This window comes from Streptomyces sp. NPDC051133, assembly GCF_040682635.1.
In the GTDB taxonomy this organism is placed as follows: domain Bacteria; phylum Actinomycetota; class Actinomycetes; order Streptomycetales; family Streptomycetaceae; genus Streptomyces.
Window position 1 is genome coordinate 41,589 of record NZ_JBFBBK010000042.1, and the last position, 22,601, is coordinate 64,189.

Below are 22,601 nucleotides of genomic sequence, written 5' to 3' on the forward strand. Positions count from 1 at the left end.
CAAGCGAACCAGACGCCGCCGACAATTGGCCAACCCCCTCCGCGGCCCTGTGGAAAACTCCGGGCCGGGCCACAGGGAAAACCCTTCGTCCGGTGCGCGGTGCGCCCGGCGGCCGTCAGCATCCGGCCGGGCGCACTACGCTCGGTGCAATGAGCGACAGGCACATCAGTCAGCACTTCGAGACTCTCGCGATCCACGCGGGCAACACCGCGGATCCCCTCACCGGCGCGGTCGTCCCGCCGATCTACCAGGTCTCGACCTACAAGCAGGACGGCGTCGGAGGGCTGCGCGGCGGCTACGAGTACAGCCGCAGCGCCAACCCGACCCGGACCGCCCTGGAAGAGAACCTCGCCGCGCTCGAAGGCGGCCGGCGCGGTCTCGCCTTCGCGTCCGGACTGGCGGCCGAGGACACCCTGCTCCGCACGCTGCTCAGCCCCGGCGACCACGTGGTGATCCCGAACGACGCCTACGGCGGCACCTTCCGCCTGTTCGCCAAGGTCGTCACCCGCTGGGGCGTGGAGTGGTCCGTCGCCGACACCAGCGACCCGGCCGCCGTGCGGGCCGCGATCACCCCGAGGACCAAGGCGGTCTGGGTCGAGACGCCCTCCAACCCGCTGCTGGGCATCACCGACATCGCCGCCGTCGCTCAGATCGCCCACGACGCGGGCGCCAAGCTCGTCGTCGACAACACCTTCGCCACCCCCTACCTCCAGCAGCCGCTGTCGCTCGGGGCCGACGTCGTCGTGCACTCCCTGACCAAGTACATGGGCGGTCACTCGGACGTGGTCGGCGGCGCGCTGATCGTCTCCGACCAGGCGCTGGGCGAGGAGCTGGCGTACCACCAGAACGCGATGGGCGCCGTCGCCGGCCCCTTCGACTCCTGGCTGGTGCTGCGCGGCACCAAGACGCTCGCGGTGCGCATGGACCGGCACAGCGAGAACGCCACGAAGATCGCCGACATGCTGACGCGGCACGCGCGCGTGACGAGCGTGCTCTACCCGGGGCTGCCCGAGCACCCCGGTCACGAGGTCGCCGCCAAGCAGATGAAGGCGTTCGGCGGCATGGTGTCGTTCCGCGTCGAGGGCGGCGAGCAGGCCGCGGTCGAGGTGTGCAACCGCGCCAAGGTGTTCACCCTCGGTGAGTCGCTCGGCGGTGTCGAGTCCCTCATCGAGCACCCGGGCCGGATGACGCACGCCTCCGCGGCGGGCTCCGCGCTGGAGGTCCCCGCCGACCTGGTGCGCCTGTCCGTGGGCATCGAGAACGTCGACGACCTGCTGGAGGACCTGCAGCAGGCCCTCGGCTAGCGAGCGGCCGGCCTCACCAGCCGGTGACCGGTGGAGTCGTCTGGGAGGGCGGCTCCACCCACGGGTGCACCCGGACCGCCCACACGGTGAACGCGACGACCGCGGCGCAGGCCAGCAGCCACAGCACCCGGTGGACGAACCGCCTGCGTCGCAGCACGCGTTCGCCCCGGCGCACCGCCTCCGCGCACAGGTCCGGCGGCACCGGCGCCGGGGTCTGCTCCAGAATGCGCCGTACGGCGGCCTCCCGCTCGGCCCGGTTCACCGCACCCTCCCCGCGCTCATGACGGCGCCACCTTCGTGCCGACCGCGCGCGGGCCGGCCGGCCGGGCGGGGTGCAGCAGCGTGGCCGTCGCCCGGTCGCAGAGGGTGTGCACGCGCTCCACGGGCAGACCGAGCAGAGCCGCCGCCTGTTCCTCCGCGACGCCCTCGTAGAGCCGCAGCACCAGGATGAGCCGTTCCTGCGGGGCGAGGGCCGCGAGCGGGCTGCGCGGATCGGGCCGGGCGCGGCCGAAGGCGCCGTACCGGTGCCAGGTCGCGCGCGCGGAGCGGGTGGCGAGGTACTGGCGGGCGCAGTCGTACGGGTCCTCGCCGCGCAGCCGGTCCCAGCGGGCGTAGGTGTGGGCGAGCGCCAGCGTCAGCAGGCGCCGCGCGCGCGGGTTGGCGTGCGGAGCCTCGGCGGTGAGCAGCGTGGCGGCGTGCAGCAGACGCCCGGCGGCACCCGCGACGAAAGCCTCGTACTCCCGGGCCCGGCGGGCACCGTGGGACACCTGCCGATCACGCACCGTTCCTCCCCCTGCAGGGGCCCCGTCCGGTACGGGACAGGTGAACCGCGTACGACGCAGGACCCGGTCTCATATGAGGCCAGCGGCGGCCCGGGGTCAAGACTCCGGAGCCGACCGGTCGGCGCGAGCCGCACCCGTCAGGGACGCGCCGGGATTCAGGAAGCCGGCGGCTGGTCCGCCGGGGCGACGCCCTGCACCGTCATCCGCGCGGACAGGGCGCCGTTGAAGCGGGTCAGGAGGGAGCAGAACTGCTCGCGCTCCTCCGGCTCCCAGTCCTGGGTCAGCTCGGCCATCAGCCGGCGCCGGGAGGAGCGCACCTCCTCCAGCCGGGTGGCCCCGCGCGGGGAGAGCTGGAGCACCACCGCGCGGCCGTCCTCGGGGTGCGAGGTGCGCTTGACGAGTCCGGAGTCGACCAGGGGGGCCACCTGGCGGGTGACCGTGGAGGAGTCGATGCCCATGCTCGCGGCGAGCGCCTTGACGCCCATCGGGCCTTCCTTGTCGAGGCGGTTGAGCAGCAGGTAGGCGGCGCGGTCCATGGAGTTGCGCACCTGCCCCACACCGCCGAGCCGCGTCTGCTCGGCGCGGCGGGCGAACACCGCCACCTCGTGCTGGAGGGTGTCGAGAAGACCGGGTTCACCGACGGTCGTCATGTCCATCGACATTTCAGGTGTTGTGGGCATGGCCGGAGACTCGCTTCATAAAAGGCTGATGGTTGGGGGACAGGGTACGCGGCCCGGCGACGGACCGTACCGGCCCTGCACAAACCGGTCTCGGAGCTTGGTCACACGAGTCGCGCGCAAGTGTGAACTGCGATGCTGGAGTCATGAGCTACAGCACGGCTGAGTCCTTGCGCACCGTCACCCTCGACGATGTCCGCGGCGCCCAGAAGATGCTCGCGGGCGTGGCACGGGCGACCGCGATGGAGGGCAGCCGGCACCTGTCCCAGCTGGTCGGGGCGCCGGTGCACCTGAAGTGCGAGAACCTGCAGCGGACCGGTTCGTTCAAGCTGCGCGGTGCCTATGTGCGCATCGCCGGGCTGCTGCCGGAGCAGCGGGCGGCGGGGGTGGTCGCGGCCAGCGCCGGGAACCACGCACAGGGCGTGGCGCTGGCGTCCTCGCTGCTGGGGGTGCACGCGACCGTGTTCATGCCGAAGGGTGCGCCGCTGCCGAAGATCAGCGCGACCCGGGAGTACGGCGCGGAGGTGCGGCTGCACGGCCAGGTGGTCGACGAGACGCTGGCCGCCGCGCAGGAGTACGCGGCCGAGACGGGCGCGGTGTTCATCCACCCCTTCGACCACCCGGACGTGATCGCCGGTCAGGGCACGGTCGGTCTGGAGATCCTGGAGCAGTGCCCCGAGGTCCGCACGATCGTCGTGGGCATCGGCGGCGGCGGGCTCGTGGCCGGTATCGCGGTCGCGGTGAAGGCGCTGCGGCCGGACGTGAGGATCGTCGGGGTGCAGGCGGAGGGTGCGGCGGCCTACCCGCCCTCGCTGGCCGCCGGGCACCCGGTGTCGGTGCGGAACCCGACGACGATGGCCGACGGGATCAAGGTGGGGCGGCCGGGCGTGGTGCCGTTCGGGATCGTCGAGGAACTGGTCGACGAGGTGCGCACGGTCAGCGAGGACCAGTTGTCGGCGGCGCTGCTGCTGTGTCTGGAGCGGGCCAAGCTGGTGGTGGAGCCGGCCGGGGCGAGCCCGGTGGCGGCGCTGCTCGGTGCTCCGGACGCCTTCGAGGGGCCGGTGGTCGCGGTGCTCTCCGGGGGCAATGTGGACCCGGTGCTGATGCAGCGGGTGCTGCGGCACGGCATGGCCGCGCAGGGCCGATACCTGGCGGTGCGGCTGCGGCTGACGGACCGCCCGGGCGCGCTGGCCACGCTGCTCGGGGTGCTGTCGTCGGTGGACGCCAACGTCCTCGACGTGAGCCATGTGCGCACCGACCCGCGGCTCGGGCTGACGGAGGCGGAGGTGGAGCTGCACCTGGAGACCAAGGGCCCGGCGCACTGCACCGAGGTGGGCCGGGCGCTGCGCTACGCGGGCTACACGGTCATCGACTGAAGCCGGGCCGGCCCCCGCTCCGGGGCCCGGCATCCGGGGATCACCCGTTGGGACGGAAGTCGGGGAAACCTGTTGTAAGACGCGATACATCGCGTTACGTTGTGGGTGTGGCCGCCGGGTCCGCCGGGTGCCCGCTCGTTCCCGGGCGGCCGCTTGCGGGCTTGCGGAAAACCGCGGGCGGAAACGGGCTCGCAAACCTAGCCTTTGCCGAAGCATCCCCGACGACGTGGAGACAGACATGCCAGGCGCCATCCATGCCGAAGGCCTGGTGAAGACCTTCGGAGACGTAAGGGCACTCGACGGCGTCGACCTCGATGTGCCCGAAGGCACGGTCCTCGGCCTGCTCGGGCCGAACGGCGCCGGCAAGACGACGACCGTCCGCTGCCTGACCACCCTGCTGCGCCCCGACAGCGGCAAGGCGGTGGTCGCGGGTGTGGACGTGCTGAAGAACCCCGACACCGTGCGCCGCTCCATAGGCCTGTCGGGCCAGTTCGCGGCGGTCGACGAATACCTGACCGGCCGGGAGAACCTGCAGATGGTCGGGCAGCTCTACCAGATGAGGAGCAAGGCGGCCAAGGCGCGCGCGGTGGAACTGCTGGAGCAGTTCCACCTGGCGGACGCCGCCGACCGCCCCGCCAAGACCTACTCCGGAGGCATGCGCCGCCGGCTCGACCTGGCCGCGGCCCTCGTGGTCTCCCCGCCGGTGATGTTCATGGACGAGCCCACGACCGGCCTCGACCCGCGCAACCGCCAGCAGTTGTGGGAGGTCATCAAACAGCTCGTCTCCGGTGGTACGACCCTGCTGCTCACCACGCAGTACCTGGAGGAGGCCGACCACCTCGCCCACGACATCGCGGTGGTCGACCACGGCCGGGTCATCGCCCAGGGCACCTCCGACCAGCTCAAGGCCCGCACCGGCGGCGAGCGGGTGGAGATCGTGGTGCGCGAGCGCGAGCACATGGCGGCCGCCGCCGAGGTTCTCGCCGGTTTCGGCAAGGGCGAGACCGCGGTCGAGGAGCACACCCGCAAGCTCACGGTCCCGGTCACGGGCGGCGCGAAGCTGCTCGCGGAGGTCATCCGGGAACTGGACACGCGCGGGATCGAGCTCGACGACGTCGGGCTGCGCCGCCCCACTCTCGACGACGTCTTCCTGTCCCTGACCGGACACGTGGCCGAGGCCGCCGGCCAGGACGAGGCGAACGGCAAGGAGGCCGTGAAATGAGTGCCGTCACCACCGAGGCCGTGCGGGTGGCACCGCCGGGCAATCCGGTCAGCCGGTCCGTCCGCGACTCGATGGTCGTCGCGAAACGCAACCTGATCCGCATGTCCCGGATCCCCGAGATGATCATCTACGGGCTGATCCAGCCGATCATGTTCGTGGTGCTGTTCACGTACGTCTTCGGCGGTTCCATGCAGATCGGCGGCAGCACCAGCGCCGTCGACTACAAGAACTTCCTCATGGCGGGCATCTTCGCGCAGACCGTCACGTTCGCCACCGCGAGCTCCGGCGCCGGCATCGCCGACGACATGCACAAGGGGCTCATCGACCGCTTCCGCTCCCTGCCGATGGCGCGCGGCGCGGTGCTCACCGGGCGCACCCTCGCCGACCTCGTGCAGACGGCGGCGACCCTGGTCGTCCTCGCGGTGGTCGCCCTGCTGGTCGGCTGGCGGGTCGGGTCCGACGGCGACACCAACGCCGGGAAGGTCCTCGCCGCCTTCGGCCTGCTGCTCCTGCTCGGCTACGCCTTCACCTGGATCGGCGCTCTGATCGGCATGTCCGTGCGCACCCCCGAGGCGGCGACGTCCAGCGGGCTGATCTGGCTGTTCCCGGTCACCTTCATCTCCAACGCCTTCGTGGACCCCGCGCACATGACCCCGTGGCTGCGGCACATCGCCGAGTGGAACCCCTTCAGTGCCACCGCGCAGGCCTGCCGCGTGCTCTTCGCCAACCCGGGCCGGTCCACTTCCCACGCCTGGCCCATGGAGCACCCGGTGTGGGCGTCGCTGATCTACTCGGTCCTGATCATCGCCGTCTTCCGCACCTTCGCGGTCCGCAAGTACCGGTCCGCCACCGCATGACGACGCGGTGTGCATGACGAAGCCCCCGGCGTCCTTGGACGCCGGGGGCCCGGATGGCAGCAGGGGCCGGGACCGGCCCGGTGCGGCTGGGCTCAGCCGCGTGCGGCTGGGTCAGGCCGCGTACGGCTCGGCCTTCAGGATCCGCACCGAGGCCTTCTTGCCGTTCGGCAGTTCGTAGTCCGCGTCCTCGCCGACCTTGTGGCCGATCACGCCCGAGCCGAGCGGGGACTGCGGGGAGTACGTCTCGATGTCGGTGCTCGCGTACTCGCGGGAGGCGAGCAGGAACGTCAGGGTGTCGTCCTCGTCACCGTCGAAGGCGATCGTGACGACCATGCCCGGCGCGACGGCACCGTCGGCGGAGGCCGGAGCCTCGCCCACCTTGGCGTTCTCGAGAAGCTGGGTCAGCTGCCGCACACGCAGCTCCTGCTTGCCCTGCTCCTCCTTGGCCGCGTGGTACCCGCCGTTCTCGCGCAGGTCGCCCTCCTCGCGCGCGGCCGCGATCTTGGCGGCGATCTCCGTGCGCGCAGGACCAGTAAGGTACTCAAGCTCGTCCTTGAGCTTGTTGTACGCCTCCTGGGTCAGCCAGGTGACGTTCTCGCTGGTCTGGGTCACAGGGTGCTCCTCGTCGGTACTGGGAATACAAAGCATCGCCCTACCCAGAAGAATGTTCCCTCTCGGATGGGCGAAACCACGAGCCTAACAATTCAACGGCAGAAGGGGGAGGACATAAGGCATCAGAATTGCATCAACGCAGGTCACGGCCTACGTATTCCGGGTGACGCCGGGGCATGTCCGGCAGGCGTCAGCCGGCGTGGCAGCCGAGCAGCTCGGCCGTGGTCCCCTTGGCCGTCGTCCGGAGCGTGACGACCTTGTCGATGCGTGTGGCCGCCCCGGTGAACCGGAAGTCCGCCCGGCCCACCTCGGAGCCGTCGGCCCCCTGGGAGCGCAGCGTGCAGTAGCCGTCGGTACCGGAGTCCTTGTGCACCTCGAGGTGCACCTCGACCGCGTCGTCCGTGGACTGGAAGGTGATCACCTGAGCGCTGATCTTGCTCTCGACCACGTAGTGGTAGGCGAAGTAGCCGACCAGCGCGAGCAGGGCCGCGCCGAGCACGGCGCCGGCGACCTTGAGCTTGCGGTCGGCGCGCTCGTCCGAGGAGCGGCCGTAGCGGCCCTCGGGCGGCCGCGTGCTCGCCGTACTCATGATCGTCCTCTCCGCGGAATTATTCGCCCCCCGATTCGGTCACTATAGAAGCGCCGATCGCACCCCAAGACACGGGGGGCGCCGACTTACGAGGATTGAGTCTTGACTGACCAGCTACGACTGATGGCCGTTCACGCGCACCCCGACGACGAGTCGAGCAAGGGCGCTGCGACCATGGCGAAGTACGTGTCCGAGGGGGTGGATGTGCTGGTGGTGACCTGCACGGGCGGCGAGCGCGGGTCCATCCTCAATCCGAAACTGCAGGGCGACGCGTACATCGAGGAGCACATTCACGAGGTGCGCAAGAAGGAGATGGACGAGGCCCGGGAGATTCTCGGGGTCAAGCAGGAGTGGCTCGGCTTCGTCGATTCGGGCCTGCCGGAGGGCGACCCGCTGCCGCCGCTGCCCGAGGGCTGCTTCGCCCTGGAGGACGTCGACAAGGCGGCCGGTGAGCTGGTCAAGCAGATCCGCTCCTTCCGTCCGCAGGTGATCACCACCTACGACGAGAACGGCGGTTACCCGCACCCCGACCACATCATGACCCACAAGATCTCCATGGTGGCGTTCGAGGGCGCGGCGGACACCGAGAAGTACCCCGAGAGCGAGTTCGGGACCGCGTACCAGCCGCTGAAGCTCTACTACAACCAGGGCTTCAACCGCCCCCGCACCGAGGCGCTCCACCACGCGATGACCGAGCGCGGCCTGGAGTCCCCGTACGGGGAGTGGCTCAAGCGCTGGAACGAGATCGAGCGCACCGAGCGCACGCTGACCACGCACGTCCCGTGCGCGGAGTTCTTCGAGATCCGGGACAAGGCGCTCATCGCGCACGCCACCCAGATCGATCCGGACGGCGGCTGGTTCAGGGTCCCGATGGAGCTGCAGAAGGAGGTCTGGCCCACGGAGGAGTACGAGCTGGCGAAGTCGCTCGTCGACACCTCCCTCCCCGAGGACGACCTCTTCGCGGGCATCCGCGACAATGCCTGACATGAGCGCAAGCGTGAGCCTGGCAGTGACGCACCTCGTCCCCCTCGCCAAGGAGGTGGACGAGAACAAGGTCACCCCCGGCGTCCTCGGCTTCGTCGTCTTCGCGGTGATGGCCCTGGCGGTCTGGGGCCTGATGAAGTCGATGAGCAAGCAGATGCGGAAGGTCGACTTCAAGGAGGCCCCCGACCCCGAGGCGAAGGACGAGCAGGCGGACTCCACGGCACGGCGGAGCTGACCCGGGTCGTCAGCGTCCCGCCGGCACCGCCACCCCCATCACCTCGCGGGCGTGGCGGTCCGGCGTCATGCGCAGACGCCAGGCCTGCCAGCCGGCCTCCAGGCTCACCCCCCGCTCCAGCAGCAGGGCGTACGCCGAGAGGAAGCCGGTGAGCTTCTCGTCACGCTGCGGATGCGCGGCGCGCTCCAGCTGAGCCAGCTCCTCCTGGGCGACGGCCGTGCCCACCTCCGTCCCGCCCGGCGCCGCGTACGGCAGCAGGGTGCAGCGCAGGAAGCGGGCCCAGTCCTCGCCGCGCCGGTCGCCGTAGGAGGCGAACAGGTCGAGCGCCTCGTCGCACAGGGCCAGCGCCTGCTGGGTGCGGGCGTTGCCCGCGTCGACCACCGCCAGCTCCAGACAGGTCCATGCGTGCGGGCGTCCACCAGCAGCTGTCGGGCGAAGCCGGAGTTGCGCAGCGATCCGGTCTGCGCGGCCCGCTGGTCCCGGGTGACCCGGGCGGAGTGGTGCCGGGCGCACGCCAGCCCGTACAGGTCGCGCATCCGGGAGAACATCGTCCGGGACCGCTCCAGGTCGCGGACCGCCTGGTCCAGCTCGCCGGTCTCCTCCAGCGCCTGCCCCAGGTAGTACAGGGTCCATGCCTCGCCGCGCGCGTCCTCGTTGTCCCGGTGCCGGGCGGCGGCCTGCCGCAGGGCGTCGACCGCGGCCGTGGCGTCGCCGTCCACCAGCCGTGCCCGGGCCAGCTGGGTCAGCGCCCACGCCTCGCCGCGGGCGTCGCGCGTACGGCCGTACCGCTCCAGGGCGGCCCGCAGCTCCGTCTCCGCGCGCGGCACGTCGCCCATGCGCAGCGCCAGCTGACCGAGCTGGAAGTGCGCCCAGGCCTCGCCGTGCACCGAGCCGCCCTCACGGTGCAGGACCAGGGAGGCGGTGAGCAGCTCCAGCGCCTCCGACAGCCGGGCCCGGTCCCGCTGCACCGCGGCGAGGGCGTGCATCGTCCACGCCCGGTCGGTCGCCAGCTCCGGTGCCGCCTGCAGGTCCAGCGCCTCCTGGAGCTTGGCGGCGGCCTCGGTGAGATTGCCCTGGTGGTGCAGGGTGATGCCGAGCGAGCACAGGGCGCGGGCCGCACCCGCGTCGTGGTGGGCCTCCCGGTACAGGTCCACCACCGAGGCCAGCGTGGTGCGCGCCTTGTCCAGCTCGCCCAGCTGCCGGGCCGCGATGCCGGTGCGCCACTGCACCGAGCGCACCAGCAGGCCCTGGTCCACGGCCTGGGTCAGCTCGCTGATCTCGCCGAGCCGGTACAGGTCGCCGCGCAGCAGGCAGTAGTCGCACAGCGCGCCCAGCAGATTCAGCACCGCCGCCTGGTTCACGCCCTCCGTCTGGCGCAGCGCCGCCGTGATGAAGCTGGACTCGTCGTCCAGCCAGCGCAGCGCCTCGTCGAGCGAGGGGAAGCCGTGCGAGCCGAACTGGTTCGACCGCGTGGACATGTTGCCGTCGACCAGGCGCAGCACCGAGTCGGCCAGCTCCGCGTAGTTCACGATCAGTCGTTCCTGCGCCGCCGTGCGCTCGGCCGGGTCCTCCTCGTCCAGCAGCCGGGCCTGGGCGAAGGCGCGCACCAGGTCGTGCAGCCGGTAGCGGCTGCCGCGCACGTGGTCCAGGAGCCCGGCCCGCGCCAGGGCGGACAGATGCCGGGTCGCCTCCGTCTCGTCGGTGGCGAGCAGGGCCGCGGCGGCCGCCGCGCCCAGCGAGGCACGCCCGGCCAGCGCGAGCCTTCGCAGCAGCCGGCGCGCCGGCTCCGGCTGATCGGTGTAGCGCAGCCACAGCGCCCGCTCCACCGGCTCCACCGGGCCGTACGCGCCGAGGTCGCCGGCCAGCTGCCGGGGTGAGCGCGGTCCCAGCGCGGAGCCCGCGATCCGCAGCGCCAGGGGCAGGCCGCCGCACAGCGCGCGGATCGTCTCGGCGGACTCGGCGTCGTACGGACCCGACGCGTCCTCGGCGGCCGTGCCCAGCAACTCCTCGGCGCCCGCCACGTCCAGCGCCTCGACCGGCAGCCGGTGCACCCAGGCCGGCAGGTCCACGGGCAGCTCCAACGCCGCCCGGGCGGTGACCAGGACCAGGCTGTCGGAGCGCTCCGGCACCAGCGCCCGCACCTGCTCGGGGTCCGAGGCGTCGTCCAGCACGATCGTCACCGGCAGGCCCGTCAGGTGCTGGTGGTACAGCTCGCTCAGCCGCTTGACCTGCTGGTCGGGGGAGGAGCGCTCCCGGAACAGCAGCTGCTCGCGGGGCGCGCCCAGCCGGTTGAGCAGGTGCAGCAGGGCGTCCCGGGTGGACAGTGGGGCCTCCTCCCGGCTGCCGCCGCGCAGATCCACGACGACCGCGCCCCGGAAGTGGTCCCGCAGATCGTGCGCCGCGCGTACCGCGAGCGTGGTCCGGCCGGAGCCGGGCTCGCCGTGCAGGACGACGACCGTCGGCCGGGTCTCGGTGGCCGCCCGGGCCGCCTGCGCCCACTGCCGGATCCGTGCCAGCTCCTGCCGCCGCCCCGCGAACGGGCCCGCCGGCTCGGGCAGTTGACCGAACGACTGCTCCAGTACGGTGCGCCTGCGGGCCGCAGCGCTCTTGTCCGTGCCGCGCAGCGCGGGGCCGCCGGTCTTCTTCGGGCCCGTGGAGGCGCTGAGCATCCGCTGCTGGTCGAGGAAGGGGCGGATGCCCCGCACCTCCAGCGCGGTCAGCCACTGCAGCCGCAGCTGCTCCGGGCCGCCGGGCTGACCGGCCGCGCCCGCTCGGTGATGGGCGGCGGGCAGATGGGAACCGGCCACCTTCACCACCGTGGCGGCGGCGCCGGCCGCACCCGCGACGACGCCCGCGCCGACGGCCGTGCCGGTGCCGGTGCCGAGGGCCAGGTCGGCCACGGCCGCGGCGACCGCCGCGACGGCCGTCGCCAGTAAGGCGGTTCCGGCGCCCTCGCGGGCGCAGCGCTGGCCGAAGGTCATCCGGCCGGCCTCGGCCTCCTCCAGGGCGTGCGCGTAGGCCTCGTACTCCTCCCCGGCGGCCTGCGTCATCGCGTCCAGTCCGCCCCGCGCACGCGACAGCAGCAGCTGTCCGTCGAGCCGCCCTCCCGAGCGCCGTACCTCCTCCTCCACGGCCCGCGCCAGCAGCCGCTCGGCCTCCGCCCGATGGTCGTCCCGCATGTCCCGTCCCCCTCCGGCGGCAACTTCCTTGCCTACGAGTGTCCTTCGGGGGAGGCGGGATGGCGAGGGGGAGCGATCAGCGGGCGGGTGAGGGTTTCGTGGCACTCGGCCGCGGCGACGGGGCGCCGGGCGAGGCGGTCACCGTCCACCGGCGTGCTCGAACCCCTGGTCCGCCCGCCGGCCCCTGCCCAGCGCGAGCACCACGCAGGCCGCCGCCAGCGCCGCCTCCGCCACCGCGCACACCAGCGCCTCGGCCAGCGGGGCGCCCGTCCCCGACGTCGTTATGTCGAACCAGGCGTCCAGGATCGCCACCGCGGCCGTCGCGGAGGCCGTCAGGCGGGCCCGGGGGTCACCGCGCAGGCCCAGCAGGGCCGTTGCCGCGCAGCCCGCCGCCATCAGGACGTCCAGGCCGATCCAGGCCAGCGGCCAGTGATCCACCTCGGTGCTGCCCGGCAGGGTCACCGCCAGCACCACCATCCACGGCACCAGCAGGACCGCCGCCGCACCCAGCGCCACCAGCGTCCACTTCTTCCTCATCGCCCCGCCCCCTTCCGGCAGCGTCTCCGGCTGCCTCCGACCGCATCCTGCGGTTTCCCACTGCCTCCACAGTAAATCGCAGAGAAAGTTCTGCAAAGAAAATTCGGCAGACATCGGGGACGTCTCAGGGTTCTCAGGGTTACCGTGGCGTCATGACCGACGGCATGCCCGAGATGACCAGCCTTGAGCGCACCGCTCTCTACAAGTCCCTCGGCAATCCCCTGCGCCGCCGGATCCTCGAATACCTCGGCCGGCACGGCGAGGCCAACTCCACCGTCCTCGCCCGCGAACTGGGCGAAAGCTCCGGCACCACCAGCTACCACCTGCGCAAACTCGCCGAGCAGCGGCTCGTCGAGGAGATCCCGGAGAAGTCCGGCGGGCGTGAGCGCTGGTGGCGGGCGCTGCCCTTCCGGCACACCACGCCCGACCCGGCCGCCATGTCCGCGGAGGAGTACGCGGCCGCCGTCCAGGTCGCCCACATCAAGATCGAGTTGGACACCGCACTCCACCGCCGTGCCTACGAGGAGTACCGCGGCCCCGGGGGCTGGGCCCAGATCCAGCGCCACGGCACCTGGATGACCAAGCAGGAACTGCTCGATTTCATGCGGGAGTACCACGCCCTGCTCGACCGTTACAGCCGCGCGCGCGAGGACGCCCCGGAAGGGGCGCGCCCGGTGCTCGTGCGTTTCTTCGCGGTGCCCGAGCCCGTGGGAGAGTGGAACGGTGAACCGACTGGCCCATGAGACGTCCCCGTACCTGCTCCAGCACGCCGACAACCCCGTCGACTGGTGGCCCTGGTCGGCCGAGGCCTTCGACGAGGCCCGCAAGGCCGGCAAACCCGTCCTGCTGAGCGTCGGGTACTCCAGCTGCCACTGGTGCCACGTCATGGCGCACGAGTCCTTCGAGGACCGGGCCACGGCCGACTACCTGAACGAGCACTTCGTCAGCGTCAAGGTCGACCGCGAGGAGCGCCCGGACGTCGACGCCGTCTACATGGAGGCCGTCCAGGCGGCCACCGGGCAGGGCGGCTGGCCCATGACGGTCTTCCTCACCCCGGACGCCGAACCCTTCTACTTCGGCACCTACTTCCCGCCCGAGCCCCGGCACGGCATGCCCTCCTTCCTACAGGTGCTGGAGGGGGTCCAGCAGGCCTGGAGCACCCGGCACGACGAGGTCGCCGAGGTCGCCGGGAAGATCGTCCGCGACCTCGCCCAGCGGGAGATCAGCCATCAGGGCGACCGCGCCCCCGGCGAGCAGGAACTCGCGCAGGCCCTGCTCGGGCTGACCCGCGAGTACGACCCGCAGCGCGGCGGATTCGGCGGGGCACCGAAGTTCCCGCCGTCCATGGCCCTGGAGTTCCTGCTGCGCCACCACGCGCGCACCGGCGCCGAGGGCGCGCTGCAGATGGCCCAGGACACCTGCGAGCGCATGGCCCGCGGCGGCATCTACGACCAGCTCGGCGGCGGCTTCGCCCGCTACTCCGTCGACCGCGACTGGATCGTGCCGCACTTCGAGAAGATGCTGTACGACAACGCCCTGCTGTGCCGGGTGTACGCCCACCTGTGGCGGGCCACCGGATCGGATCTCGCCCGCCGGGTCGCGCTGGAGACCGCCGACTTCCTCGTCCGTGAACTGCACACGGACGAAGGAGGGTTCGCCTCGGCGCTCGACGCCGACAGCGACGACGGCAGTGGCCGGCACGTCGAGGGCGCGTACTACGTCTGGACGCCGCGGCAGCTGCGCGAGGTGCTGGGCGAGGACGCCGAACTCGCCGCCCAGTACTTCGGGGTGACCGAGGAGGGCACCTTCGAGCACGGGCAGTCCGTGCTCCAGCTCCCGCAGGACGAGGGCGTGTCGGACGCCGGGAAGGTCGCCTCCGTCAAGGAGCGCCTCCTCGCCGCCCGGGCCCGGCGCCCCGCTCCCGGCCGGGACGACAAGGTCGTCGCCGCCTGGAACGGGCTCGCCGTCGCCGCGCTCGCCGAGACCGGCGCCTACTTCGACCGGCCCGACCTGGTCGAGGCCGCCGTCGCCGCCGCCGACCTGCTCGTCCGGGTGCACTTCGACGAGCACGCCCACCTCGCCCGGACCAGCAAGGACGGCCGCGTCGGCCCCAACGCGGGCGTGCTGGAGGACTACGCCGACGTCGCCGAGGGCTTCCTCGCACTCGCGTCGGTCACCGGCGAGGGCGTCTGGCTGGACTTCGCCGGACTGCTCCTCGACCACGTCCTCGCCCGCTTCACCGATCCGGAGACGGGCGCCCTGTACGACACCGCCTCCGACGCCGAGAAGCTCATCCGCCGGCCCCAGGACCCCACCGACAACGCCACCCCCTCCGGCTGGACCGCCGCGGCCGGCGCGCTGCTGGGCTACGCCGCACACACCGGGTCGGAAGCCCATCGGACCGCCGCCGAGCGGGCGTTGGGCGTCGTGAAGACCCTCGGGCCGCGCGTGCCGCGGTTCATCGGCTGGGGCCTCGCCGTCGCCGAGGCGCTGCTCGACGGGCCGAAGGAGGTCGCGGTCGTCGGCCCGTCCCTCGCCGACGAACGGACCGGCGCCCTGCACCGTACGGCGCTGCTGGGCACCGCCCCGGGAGCCGTCGTCGCCGTGGGGACCACGGAGAGCGACGAGTTCCCGCTCCTCGCCGGCCGGCCGCTCGTGGCGGGCGAACCGGCGGCGTACGTCTGCCGTAACTTCACCTGCGACGCCCCGACGACCGATCCGGAACGGCTGCGTGCAGCGCTCAACAGCCGCTGAACAGCCGGGACTTGGTCCCATGGCGCGGGAGCGTAATCGGCGAACTGTCCGTATGTGAGCGGCTGTTCGGATAGATCCCGCTAGTCGCCCGCCGTTCCGAAACACGTTATTTATAGGAACAGCTCCCGCACTTCACAGAACCCTCCTACTCTCTCCACAGCGACGCGGCGTGCGTGACTCACCGTCGTGTCCACAGGGGGTAATCAGGATCTGGGGGGATCTGTTTGCTGACGTCTGTCTTCATCGCCGCCGTCTCACTGGCCCTGTTCTGGATGGCGGCTTTCACCCTGTGGTGGCAGATGCACGCGTGGCGTACGCCCGAAGTGCTGGCCTCCACCCGGTTCGGCAGACCGGACGGTGCCGAACACCTGTCGTTCTCCCTGCTCGTGCCGGCTCGGCACGAGCAGGCCGTGCTCGACCACACCATCCAGCGGCTGCTGCGGTCCACGCACACCGACTTCGAGATCATCGTGATCGTCGGACACGACGACCCCGGGACCACGGCCGTCGCCGAGCAGGCCGCCGCCCGGGACCCGCGCGTCCGGGTCGTCGTCGACACCCACGAGAAGAAGAACAAGCCCAAGGCCATGAACACGGCGCTGCCGCACTGCCGCGGTGACGTCGTCGGGGTCTTCGACGCCGAGGACCAGGTCCACCCGGAGCTGCTCGCCCACGTCGACCACGCCTTCCGGACCACCGGCGCGGACGTGGTCCAGGGCGGTGTCCAGCTCATCAACTTCCACTCCAGCTGGTACAGCCTGCGCAACTGCCTGGAGTACTTCTTCTGGTTCCGCTCCCGGCTCCACCTGCATGCGCAGAAAGGATTCATCCCGCTCGGGGGCAACACCGTCTTCGTCCGCACGGACGTGCTGCGGGAGGCGGAGGGCTGGGACCCGGACTGCCTCGCCGAGGACTGCGACCTGGGCGTCCGGCTGTCCAGCGTCGGCAAGAAGGTCGTCGTCGCCTACGACTCCGACATGGTCACCCGCGAGGAGACACCCGGCAGCCTCATGTCGCTGCTGAAGCAGCGCACCCGCTGGAACCAGGGCTTCCTCCAGGTGTACCGGAAGCAGGACTGGAAGCAACTGCCCGCGTTCCGACAGCGGTTGCTCGCCCGGTACACGCTGATGACCCCGTTTCTGCAGGCCTTCTCCGGCGTGGTCATTCCGCTGAACGCGGCCGTCGCGCTCTTCCTCGACGTGCCCGTCGGCGTCGCCTTCCTCACCTTCCTGCCGCTCGTCACCGCGGCCGTCACCTTCGTCTTCGAGGTGGTCGGCCTGCACGACTTCGGCAAGCAGTACGGCCTGCGGGTCCGCTTCGCGCACTACGTGAAGCTCGTCGTGGGCGGACCCTTCTACCAGGTGCTGCTCGCCGGTGCCGCGATCCGCGCCGTCTGGCGCGAACAGCGCGGCCACAACGACTGGGAGCTGACCACGCACGTCGGCGCGCACCTCACCGCGGCCGAGCAGATCCGAGAGGACGTTCCCGCGTGACCTCCACTCTTCCCGCGGCGACCGGCGACAAGGTCCCCGCGCAGCACCCACCTGTGCCCGAAGCGGAACCGGCCCGCCGAAGAGGCCCTCAGCGGCTCCGCTCCTCCCGCCCCGACCTGCTGCTCTGCGGCGCCCTGCTCACGGCGATCCTCGTCGTGCAGGGCTGGAACATCACCGACTACCCGGCCCTCAGCGACGACGAGGGCACCTACCTCGCCCAGGCCTGGGCCGTCCAGCAGGGCCGGGGCCTCGCCCACTACACCTACTGGTACGACCACCCGCCGCTCGGCTGGATCCAGATGGCCCTGCTCAGCTGGATCCCCGCGGCGGTCAGCCCCGGCTCGATGACCGTCGGCACCATGCGGATCACCATGCTCGTGATCACCGGGCTCAGCACGGTCCTCGTCTACGTCCTCGGCCGCCGGCTCTCGCTGCCCCGCTGGGCTGCCGGACTCGGCACGGCCCTGTTCGGGCTGTCCCCGCTCGCGGTCGTCCTCAGCCGGGAGATCTTCCTCGACAACATCGCCGTGATGTGGCTGCTGCTGGCGTTCTGCCTCGCCGCCTCGCCCAGCCGCCACCTCTGGCACCACTTCGGCGCGGGCCTCGCCGCCGCCGCGGGCGTCCTCACCAAGGAGACGATGCTCGTCGTCCTGCCCGCCCTGTTCGTCACCATGTGGCGGCACAGCCACCGCGACACCCGGAAGTTCGCCCTCACCGGAGCCGTCACCGCCTGCGCCCTGATCGGCTTCTCCTACCCGCTCTTCGCCCTGCTGAAGGGCGAGCTGTTCCCGGGCGCCGGGCACGTCTCGCTGTGGGACGGCATCAGCTACCAGATGTCCCGGCCCGGTTCCGGCTTCATCCTCGACGCGGGATCCGGCTCGCACGGCGTCCTGCACTCCTGGCTGTACTACGACCGCGTGCTGCCCCTCGGCGGCCTCGCCGCAGCGCTGCTCCTCCTCGTCACCTGGCGCTGGTCGGTCACCGCCCGCGCGCTCGCGGGGCCGTCCCTGACCGTGGCGATCCTCGCCCTCGTCGCCCTGCGGCCGAGCGGCTATCTGCCCGCCATGTACGTCATCGGCGCCCTGCCCTTCCTCGCCCTGGTGCTGGCCGGCGGCGCCGCCTCCGTCGCCCACGCGGTCATCCGCAGGCGGCGGGCCGAGAGCGAGCGCCGGTACGTCACCGGCGGCCGGTACGCGCTCGCCGCCGTCCTCGCCGTCGCCGCCGGCGCCTACGTCGCCCCGCACTGGTACGACGGTGACCGCACCGCCGTCACCGCCGACGCCAACAAGCCCTACCGGCAGGCCTCCCACTGGCTGAGCAGCGAGGTCGAGCACCCCGAGGACACCCGCGTCCTCGTCGACGACGCCCTCTGGCTGGACCTGGTGCACGCCGGGTACCGGCCCGGTCTCGGCGCCATCTGGTTCTACAAGGCGGACCTCGACCCGGCCGTCACCAGGACCATGCCGCACGGCTGGCGGGACCTCGACTACGTCGTCGCCTCGCCGACCGTCCGCCGCGACGCCGCGGACCTGCCCGACGTCAGGGCGGCGATCCGGCACTCCGCCCCGGTCGCCACCTTCGGCAGCGGCCCGGACCGCATCGAGATCCGGCGGATCCGCGCCGCGGGAGGCACGCGATGAGCGGTCACGAGTACACCGCGCCCGTCCCCGGCCTCGACGCCGTCGAGGTCCCCGAGCCCGGCGCGGTCACCATCGTCGTACCGACCTTCAACGAGTCCGCGAACATCCGGCAGCTGCTGCGCCAGATCACCGAGTCGGTGCCCTCCCGGCTGCCCTGCGAGGTCGTCTTCGTGGACGACTCCACCGACGGCACCCCCGAGGTGATCCGCGAGGCCGCCCAGGACTGCCCGTTCCCGGTGGCCGTTCTGCACCGCGAGAAACCCGTCGGCGGGCTCGGCGGTGCGGTCGTCGAGGGGCTGAAGGCGGCGACCTCGGAGTGGATCGTCGTCATGGACGGCGACTGCCAGCACCCGCCCTCCCTGGTACCGGAGTTGGTGGCCACCGGGGAGCGGGCGAACGCGGGCCTCGTCGTCGCCTCCCGCTACATCGAGGGCGGCAGCCGGGCCGGGCTCGCCGGCGGCTACCGGGTCGCCGTCTCGCGCGGCGCGACCTGGCTGGCCAAGGCCCTCTTCCCGCGCCGGCTGCACGGCATCAGCGACCCGATGAGCGGCTTCTTCGCCATCCGGCGCAGCGCGGTCACGGCGGACGTGCTCAAGCCCCTCGGCTACAAGATCCTGCTGGAACTGGCCGTACGCAGCCGCCCCCGCCAGGTCGCGGAGGTGCCGTTCGTCTTCCGGGACCGGTTCGCCGGCGAGTCCAAGTCGACCGCGAGGGAGGGCCTGCGCTTCCTGCACCACCTGGCCGGGCTGCGCACCGCCTCACCAGCCGCCCGCATGGCCGGCTTCGGACTGATCGGCGCCAGCGGCTTCGTGCCGAACCTGGTGGGCCTGTACGCGCTCACCGCCCTCGGCCTGCACTACCTGCCCGCCGAGATCCTCGCCAACCAGTTCGGCGTCGGCTGGAACTTCCTCCTCGTCGAGCAGCTGCTCTTCCGCGACCGGCGCGCGCACCGCCGCTGGTGGGACCGGCTCGGCCGGTTCGCGCTGCTCGCCAACGCCGACCTGGTGCTGCGCATCCCCCTGATCGCCCTCCTCGTCGGCCGGTTCGGGATGGGCGCCCTGCCCGCCACGGCGCTCGCGCTGGTCCTGACGTTCGTCCTGCGCTTCGCCGGCACCGAAGCCCTGGTCTACCTCCCTCGCCGCCGGGGGAGCCGAGCAAGGAGAGCCGTGTGAGAGCCACGTACCGCAGAGCCGCGTACCGCGGAGCCACCCACCGCGGCGGGACGTACCGCAGGCGGACCGCGCTGGCCGGGGTGGGCGTCCTGACCGCCGGGCTGCTCCTGAGCGCACCCGAGTCCGCCCAGGCCGCCAACCTGGTCAAGAACCCCGGCTTCGAGACCGCCGGTGCGGACGGCATGCCGTACTGCTGGGAGAAGTCGGGATGGGGCGACAACGACGCCTCCTTCCGGACGACGCCGGACGCGCACTCCGGGGCCCGGGCCATGCAGGTCACGCTGACCCGGCGGGTGGACGGCGACCGCAAGGCGCTCATCACCGAGTCCACCGACTGCGCGCCGGTCGTGACCGTCGGCAGGCAGTACGACCTCGGGCTCTGGTACCGGACCACGACCCCGGACGCCAACATCACCCTGTTCCGGCACGACACGACCGCCGGCTGGCAGTACTGGACCGACCTCAAGACGCTGGACATGGCGTCGGCCTGGACGCAGGCCACCGTCCGCACCCCCGAGGTGCCGGCCGGCACCGACCGCATCACCTGGGGTGTCTCCGTCTACGGCACCGGCTCGGCGACCACCGACGACTACACCATGGACCAGGTCGCGGACCCGCTCCCGCCCGCCCGGTGCACGGGCACGAACGTCCAGTGCGCCGACGGCAGCTGGTCCGTGCTGCCGACGCAGAACCCGGTCCGCTCGATGCACTCCGTCGTCCTGAACAACGGCAAGGTGCTGCTGATCGCCGGCTCCGGCAACAGCGAGGAGAACTTCGACGCGGGCAGCTTCACCAGCGCGGTGTACGACCCGGCGAACGGCACCTACAAGGTGATCCCGACGCCGAAGGACATGTTCTGCGCGGGCCACGTCCAGCTCCAGGACGGCCGGGTCCTCGTGCTGAGCGGCAACAAGGCGTACCCGGTCGCGGGCGGGCACGGCTACGAGGGGTTCAAGGACTCGTACGTCTTCGACCCGAGGACCGAGACCTACGGCAGGACCAACGACCTGAACGACGGCCACTGGTACCCGTCGGCGACCGAGCTCGGCAACGGTGACGTCATCTCCTTCGGCGGGCTCCGCGAGGACTCCACCGGATCGGTGACGGCCGAACGCTGGTCGGACGGTGACCAGCAGTGGCTGCCGCTGTGGAAGGTCAACCAGACCTGGTCGTACTGGGGCCTGTACCCGGCGATGATCCTGATGCAGGACGGCCGCCTCTTCTACACGGGCAGCCATGTCTTCGGCAACAACATCCCCGGCACCGGATCGGCGGTCTACGACTACGACGCCAACACCGTCACCCAGATCCCGGGGCTGAGGGACAAGGACGAGCGCGACCAGTCGGCGTCCGTGCTGCTGCCCCCGGCGCAGGACCAGCGGGTCCTCACCATCGGCGGCGGCAACATCGACTCCAACCCGGACGCGAACCGCCTCACCGACCTGATCGACCTCAAGCAGACCAACCCGTCGTACGTCGCCGGGCCGCCGCTCCCGCAGGGCACCGTCGACCTCGGCAACGGCCGGACCGCGGAGACCGGCGGCCAGGGCAAGATGTACGTCTCCGCCGTGCTGCTGCCCGACGGCAAGGTGCTGGAGACCGGCGGCGCCCTGCACAACCGGGCCGACCCGGTGTACGAGGCGTCGATCTACGACCCCGGCGCCGGCACCTTCGATCCCGTGGCCGCCGATCCCGAGTCCCGCGGCTACCACTCCTCGGCGTTCCTGCTGCCCGACGGCCGTGTGATGGCCACCGGCGACAACCCGGGCAACGGCACCTGGAACCACAACGTGTCCGTCTACACCCCGCCCTACCTGTACAAGGGCACCCGGCCGACGATCACTTCGGTGATCAGCCAGGAGTGGAAGTACGGCGAGACCCAGCGGATCACGGTCGACCGGCCCGTCGCGAGGGCCGAGCTGATCCGCCCGGCCGCGGTCACCCACTCCTCCGACCCGAACCAGCGCTTCGTCGACCTGCCGCTGTCGGTGGACGGCGACAACGTCGACCTCAACGTGACGAACAACCCGAACGTGGCCCCGCCCGGCTGGTACATGCTCTTCGCGGTGGACGCGAACGGGGTTCCCTCGGTGGCCCGGTGGGTGCACCTGACGGGACCGGCGGCCCTCGGCGCCTTTGCCGCGTCGCCGCACGTCCACTCGTTCGCCGACTCGCTGTCCGGCAAGGTCTCCGGACCCGGCGCGAAGCGCACCTCGCAGCCGGTCGGCCCGACCGTGTCCGGCACTACGGCTCGGTCAACGTCTGCGTGCCCACCGCCTTCCCGCCGCGGGTGAAGAAGACGGCCGCGGCGCGCTGCACCTGGCTCCGGCAGAACCACTACGGCCGGCTGAGGATCAACGGAGAGGACGATCCGCTGGGCCTCGACCGGAACCGGGACGGCATCGCCTGCGGAAAGGCGGACGTCGGGAAGGGTTAAGGGTTAACCGGCGAACTCCGCCAGGGCGCGCTCCACGATGGCCACCAGCTGCTCGTGGTGCGCGCCCTTCCAGTAGACACGCCCGCACTCCCGGCACTGCGCGAAGACGTCGTACGACCGCTGCGTGCCACCCCGCAACCGGTCCGCCACCTCCTCCTTGGTCGCCTCGGCCAGCAGCCCGTTGCAGGCGGTGCACCGGGTCCAGGGCCGCAGCTCGGGCCGGAACCGGTCGAGGACGTCCCGGAGTTGGTCCTCCGGACGCGTGCTGTAGACGTACGCGCCGGCCCACAGCTCGCGGCGGCGCAGCAGGCCCCGGTCGCGGCTGAGCATGACCCGCTTCTCGGCCGCCGAGCGGGCGGCGAGGGCCGGGTCGCCGATGTCCGTCGACTCGTAGGCGGCGTCCACGCCGAGCAGCCGCAGCCGGCGGGCCAGGGTGCCGAGGTGGACGTCGAGGAGGAAGCGGAGCGGGGCGCCGGGGACCCGCTGGGGTCGCTCCACGGCGCGGACGCTCACCGCCTCGTCGGCCTGCGGGATGTGCGAGACCGGCACCTCGCGGCCGTCCACGACCAGTGCGCCGACCTCGGTCAGCGGGACGCCGAGGGACTCGATGACATGACCGAGCGTCGAGACGCCGTCGGTGCCGAGCGGGGTGGCGCCGGTGCGCCGCGCCGACGGCACGAACAGATGCAGGGCGGGGGCGACTTCGACGTGGATCTCGGGTCCGTTCACCCCGTCAGGATCGCACGCCGGA

At 71.9% G+C, this 22,601-nt stretch carries 18 protein-coding genes and 2 pseudogenes; 12 read left to right on the forward strand and 8 right to left on the reverse strand.

The features are described 5' to 3' along the window. Positions 1-149 precede the first annotated feature (149 nt). Positions 150-1,304 carry a cystathionine gamma-synthase gene (locus AB0N17_RS33355; protein ID WP_366015341.1) on the forward strand — a complete coding sequence of 385 codons (1,155 nt, stop codon included), beginning with the start codon at positions 150-152 and terminating at the stop codon, positions 1,302-1,304. Positions 1,305-1,317: 13 nt separating this feature from the next. Here AB0N17_RS33355 and AB0N17_RS33360 read toward each other — a convergent pair whose 3' ends face one another. The 3 genes from AB0N17_RS33360 to AB0N17_RS33370 form a co-directional block, all read right to left on the reverse strand. Further along, entirely contained in the window at positions 1,318-1,566 is a 249-nt protein-coding gene (locus tag AB0N17_RS33360; protein WP_366015342.1) for a hypothetical protein, read from the reverse strand. Between the two features lie 16 nt (positions 1,567-1,582). Continuing rightward, positions 1,583-2,086, reverse strand: coding sequence for a sigma factor-like helix-turn-helix DNA-binding protein (locus AB0N17_RS33365; RefSeq protein ID WP_366015343.1), 504 nt, complete (start codon positions 2,084-2,086; stop codon positions 1,583-1,585). Positions 2,087-2,241: 155 nt separating this feature from the next. Further along, positions 2,242-2,748, reverse strand: a complete 507-nt coding sequence (locus tag AB0N17_RS33370) for a MarR family transcriptional regulator (RefSeq protein ID WP_366015344.1) — start codon at positions 2,746-2,748, stop codon at positions 2,242-2,244. A gap of 161 nt (positions 2,749-2,909) precedes the next feature. Between AB0N17_RS33370 and ilvA the strand changes: the two genes are divergently transcribed. From ilvA to AB0N17_RS33385, 3 genes are all read left to right on the forward strand, one after another. Then, positions 2,910-4,139, forward strand: coding sequence for a threonine ammonia-lyase (ilvA, locus tag AB0N17_RS33375; protein WP_366015345.1), 1,230 nt, complete (start codon positions 2,910-2,912; stop codon positions 4,137-4,139). Between the two features lie 238 nt (positions 4,140-4,377). Next, positions 4,378-5,361: an ATP-binding cassette domain-containing protein gene (locus AB0N17_RS33380; RefSeq protein WP_366015346.1), complete on the forward strand. Its 984-nt coding sequence runs from the start codon at positions 4,378-4,380 to the stop codon at positions 5,359-5,361. Continuing rightward, on the forward strand, positions 5,358-6,218 hold the full coding sequence (locus tag AB0N17_RS33385; RefSeq protein WP_366015347.1) for an ABC transporter permease: 861 nt from the start codon (positions 5,358-5,360) through the stop codon (positions 6,216-6,218). The genes AB0N17_RS33380 and AB0N17_RS33385 overlap by 4 nt, the downstream gene beginning before the upstream one ends. A 111-nt stretch (positions 6,219-6,329) precedes the next feature. On the opposite strand, the gene greA is transcribed toward AB0N17_RS33385, so the two are convergent. Continuing rightward, complete coding sequence (greA, locus tag AB0N17_RS33390) at positions 6,330-6,830, reverse strand: transcription elongation factor GreA (protein WP_366015348.1); 501 nt, start codon at positions 6,828-6,830, stop codon at positions 6,330-6,332. Positions 6,831-7,020: 190 nt separating this feature from the next. Further along, on the reverse strand, positions 7,021-7,419 hold the full coding sequence (locus AB0N17_RS33395; RefSeq protein ID WP_366015349.1) for a DUF4307 domain-containing protein: 399 nt from the start codon (positions 7,417-7,419) through the stop codon (positions 7,021-7,023). A 123-nt stretch (positions 7,420-7,542) separates the two neighbouring features. Here AB0N17_RS33395 and mca point away from each other — a divergent pair, with 123 nt between their 5' ends. Further along, positions 7,543-8,403 carry a mycothiol conjugate amidase Mca gene (gene mca / locus AB0N17_RS33400; protein ID WP_366015367.1) on the forward strand — a complete coding sequence of 287 codons (861 nt, stop codon included), beginning with the start codon at positions 7,543-7,545 and terminating at the stop codon, positions 8,401-8,403. After that, complete coding sequence (locus AB0N17_RS33405; protein ID WP_366015350.1) at positions 8,396-8,638, forward strand: hypothetical protein; 243 nt, start codon at positions 8,396-8,398, stop codon at positions 8,636-8,638. Before mca ends, AB0N17_RS33405 begins: the two co-directional genes overlap by 8 nt. Before the next feature lie 9 nt (positions 8,639-8,647). Here the strand turns inward: AB0N17_RS33405 and AB0N17_RS33410 are convergent. Together AB0N17_RS33410 and AB0N17_RS33415 are read right to left on the reverse strand one after the other, a co-directional pair. Then, positions 8,648-11,817, reverse strand: a pseudogene (locus tag AB0N17_RS33410) (tetratricopeptide repeat protein). 138 nt (positions 11,818-11,955) lie between these two features. Next, positions 11,956-12,354 carry a hypothetical protein gene (locus tag AB0N17_RS33415; protein WP_366015351.1) on the reverse strand — a complete coding sequence of 133 codons (399 nt, stop codon included), beginning with the start codon at positions 12,352-12,354 and terminating at the stop codon, positions 11,956-11,958. 152 nt (positions 12,355-12,506) lie between these two features. On the opposite strand from AB0N17_RS33415, the gene AB0N17_RS33420 reads away from it, so the two are divergent. From AB0N17_RS33420 to AB0N17_RS33445, 6 genes and pseudogenes are all read left to right on the forward strand, one after another. Beyond that, entirely contained in the window at positions 12,507-13,097 is a 591-nt protein-coding gene (locus AB0N17_RS33420; RefSeq protein WP_366015352.1) for a helix-turn-helix domain-containing protein, read from the forward strand. Continuing rightward, on the forward strand, positions 13,078-15,108 hold the full coding sequence (locus tag AB0N17_RS33425; protein ID WP_366015353.1) for a thioredoxin domain-containing protein: 2,031 nt from the start codon (positions 13,078-13,080) through the stop codon (positions 15,106-15,108). The genes AB0N17_RS33420 and AB0N17_RS33425 overlap by 20 nt, the downstream gene beginning before the upstream one ends. A 224-nt stretch (positions 15,109-15,332) precedes the next feature. Beyond that, entirely contained in the window at positions 15,333-16,601 is a 1,269-nt protein-coding gene (locus AB0N17_RS33430) for a glycosyltransferase (RefSeq protein ID WP_366015354.1), read from the forward strand. Beyond that, positions 16,598-18,241: a phospholipid carrier-dependent glycosyltransferase gene (locus AB0N17_RS33435; RefSeq protein ID WP_366015355.1), complete on the forward strand. Its 1,644-nt coding sequence runs from the start codon at positions 16,598-16,600 to the stop codon at positions 18,239-18,241. The genes AB0N17_RS33430 and AB0N17_RS33435 overlap by 4 nt, the downstream gene beginning before the upstream one ends. After that, positions 18,238-19,413 (forward strand): glycosyltransferase family 2 protein, encoded by a 1,176-nt coding sequence (locus tag AB0N17_RS33440; protein WP_366015356.1) that lies wholly within the window; start codon positions 18,238-18,240, stop codon positions 19,411-19,413. The genes AB0N17_RS33435 and AB0N17_RS33440 overlap by 4 nt, the downstream gene beginning before the upstream one ends. 80 nt (positions 19,414-19,493) lie before the next feature. Further along, positions 19,494-21,850, forward strand: a pseudogene (locus AB0N17_RS33445) (galactose oxidase early set domain-containing protein). A gap of 3 nt (positions 21,851-21,853) precedes the next feature. Here AB0N17_RS33445 and AB0N17_RS33450 read toward each other — a convergent pair. Beyond that, the gene (locus tag AB0N17_RS33450) at positions 21,854-22,579 is read right to left on the reverse strand and encodes a Mut7-C RNAse domain-containing protein (RefSeq protein ID WP_366015357.1); all 726 of its coding nucleotides are present in this window, start codon (positions 22,577-22,579) and stop codon (positions 21,854-21,856) included. Positions 22,580-22,601: the final 22 nt, after the last annotated feature.

Bases quoted from the DNA above. Each gene is read 5' to 3' on its own strand.
- AB0N17_RS33385 (WP_366015347.1), top strand. From the start codon at position 5,358: ATGAGTGCCGTCACCACCGAGGCCGTGCGGGTGGCACCGCCGGGCAAT.
- AB0N17_RS33395 (WP_366015349.1), bottom strand. From the start codon at position 7,419: ATGAGTACGGCGAGCACGCGGCCGCCCGAGGGCCGCTACGGCCGCTCC.
- mca (WP_366015367.1), top strand. From the start codon at position 7,543: ATGGCCGTTCACGCGCACCCCGACGACGAGTCGAGCAAGGGCGCTGCG.
- AB0N17_RS33380 (WP_366015346.1), top strand. From the start codon at position 4,378: ATGCCAGGCGCCATCCATGCCGAAGGCCTGGTGAAGACCTTCGGAGAC.
- AB0N17_RS33440 (WP_366015356.1), top strand. From the start codon at position 18,238: ATGAGCGGTCACGAGTACACCGCGCCCGTCCCCGGCCTCGACGCCGTC.
- AB0N17_RS33370 (WP_366015344.1), bottom strand. From the start codon at position 2,748: ATGTCGATGGACATGACGACCGTCGGTGAACCCGGTCTTCTCGACACC.
- ilvA (WP_366015345.1), top strand. From the start codon at position 2,910: ATGAGCTACAGCACGGCTGAGTCCTTGCGCACCGTCACCCTCGACGAT.
- AB0N17_RS33405 (WP_366015350.1), top strand. From the start codon at position 8,396: ATGCCTGACATGAGCGCAAGCGTGAGCCTGGCAGTGACGCACCTCGTC.
- AB0N17_RS33415 (WP_366015351.1), bottom strand. From the start codon at position 12,354: ATGAGGAAGAAGTGGACGCTGGTGGCGCTGGGTGCGGCGGCGGTCCTG.
- AB0N17_RS33355 (WP_366015341.1), top strand. From the start codon at position 150: ATGAGCGACAGGCACATCAGTCAGCACTTCGAGACTCTCGCGATCCAC.
- AB0N17_RS33420 (WP_366015352.1), top strand. From the start codon at position 12,507: ATGACCGACGGCATGCCCGAGATGACCAGCCTTGAGCGCACCGCTCTC.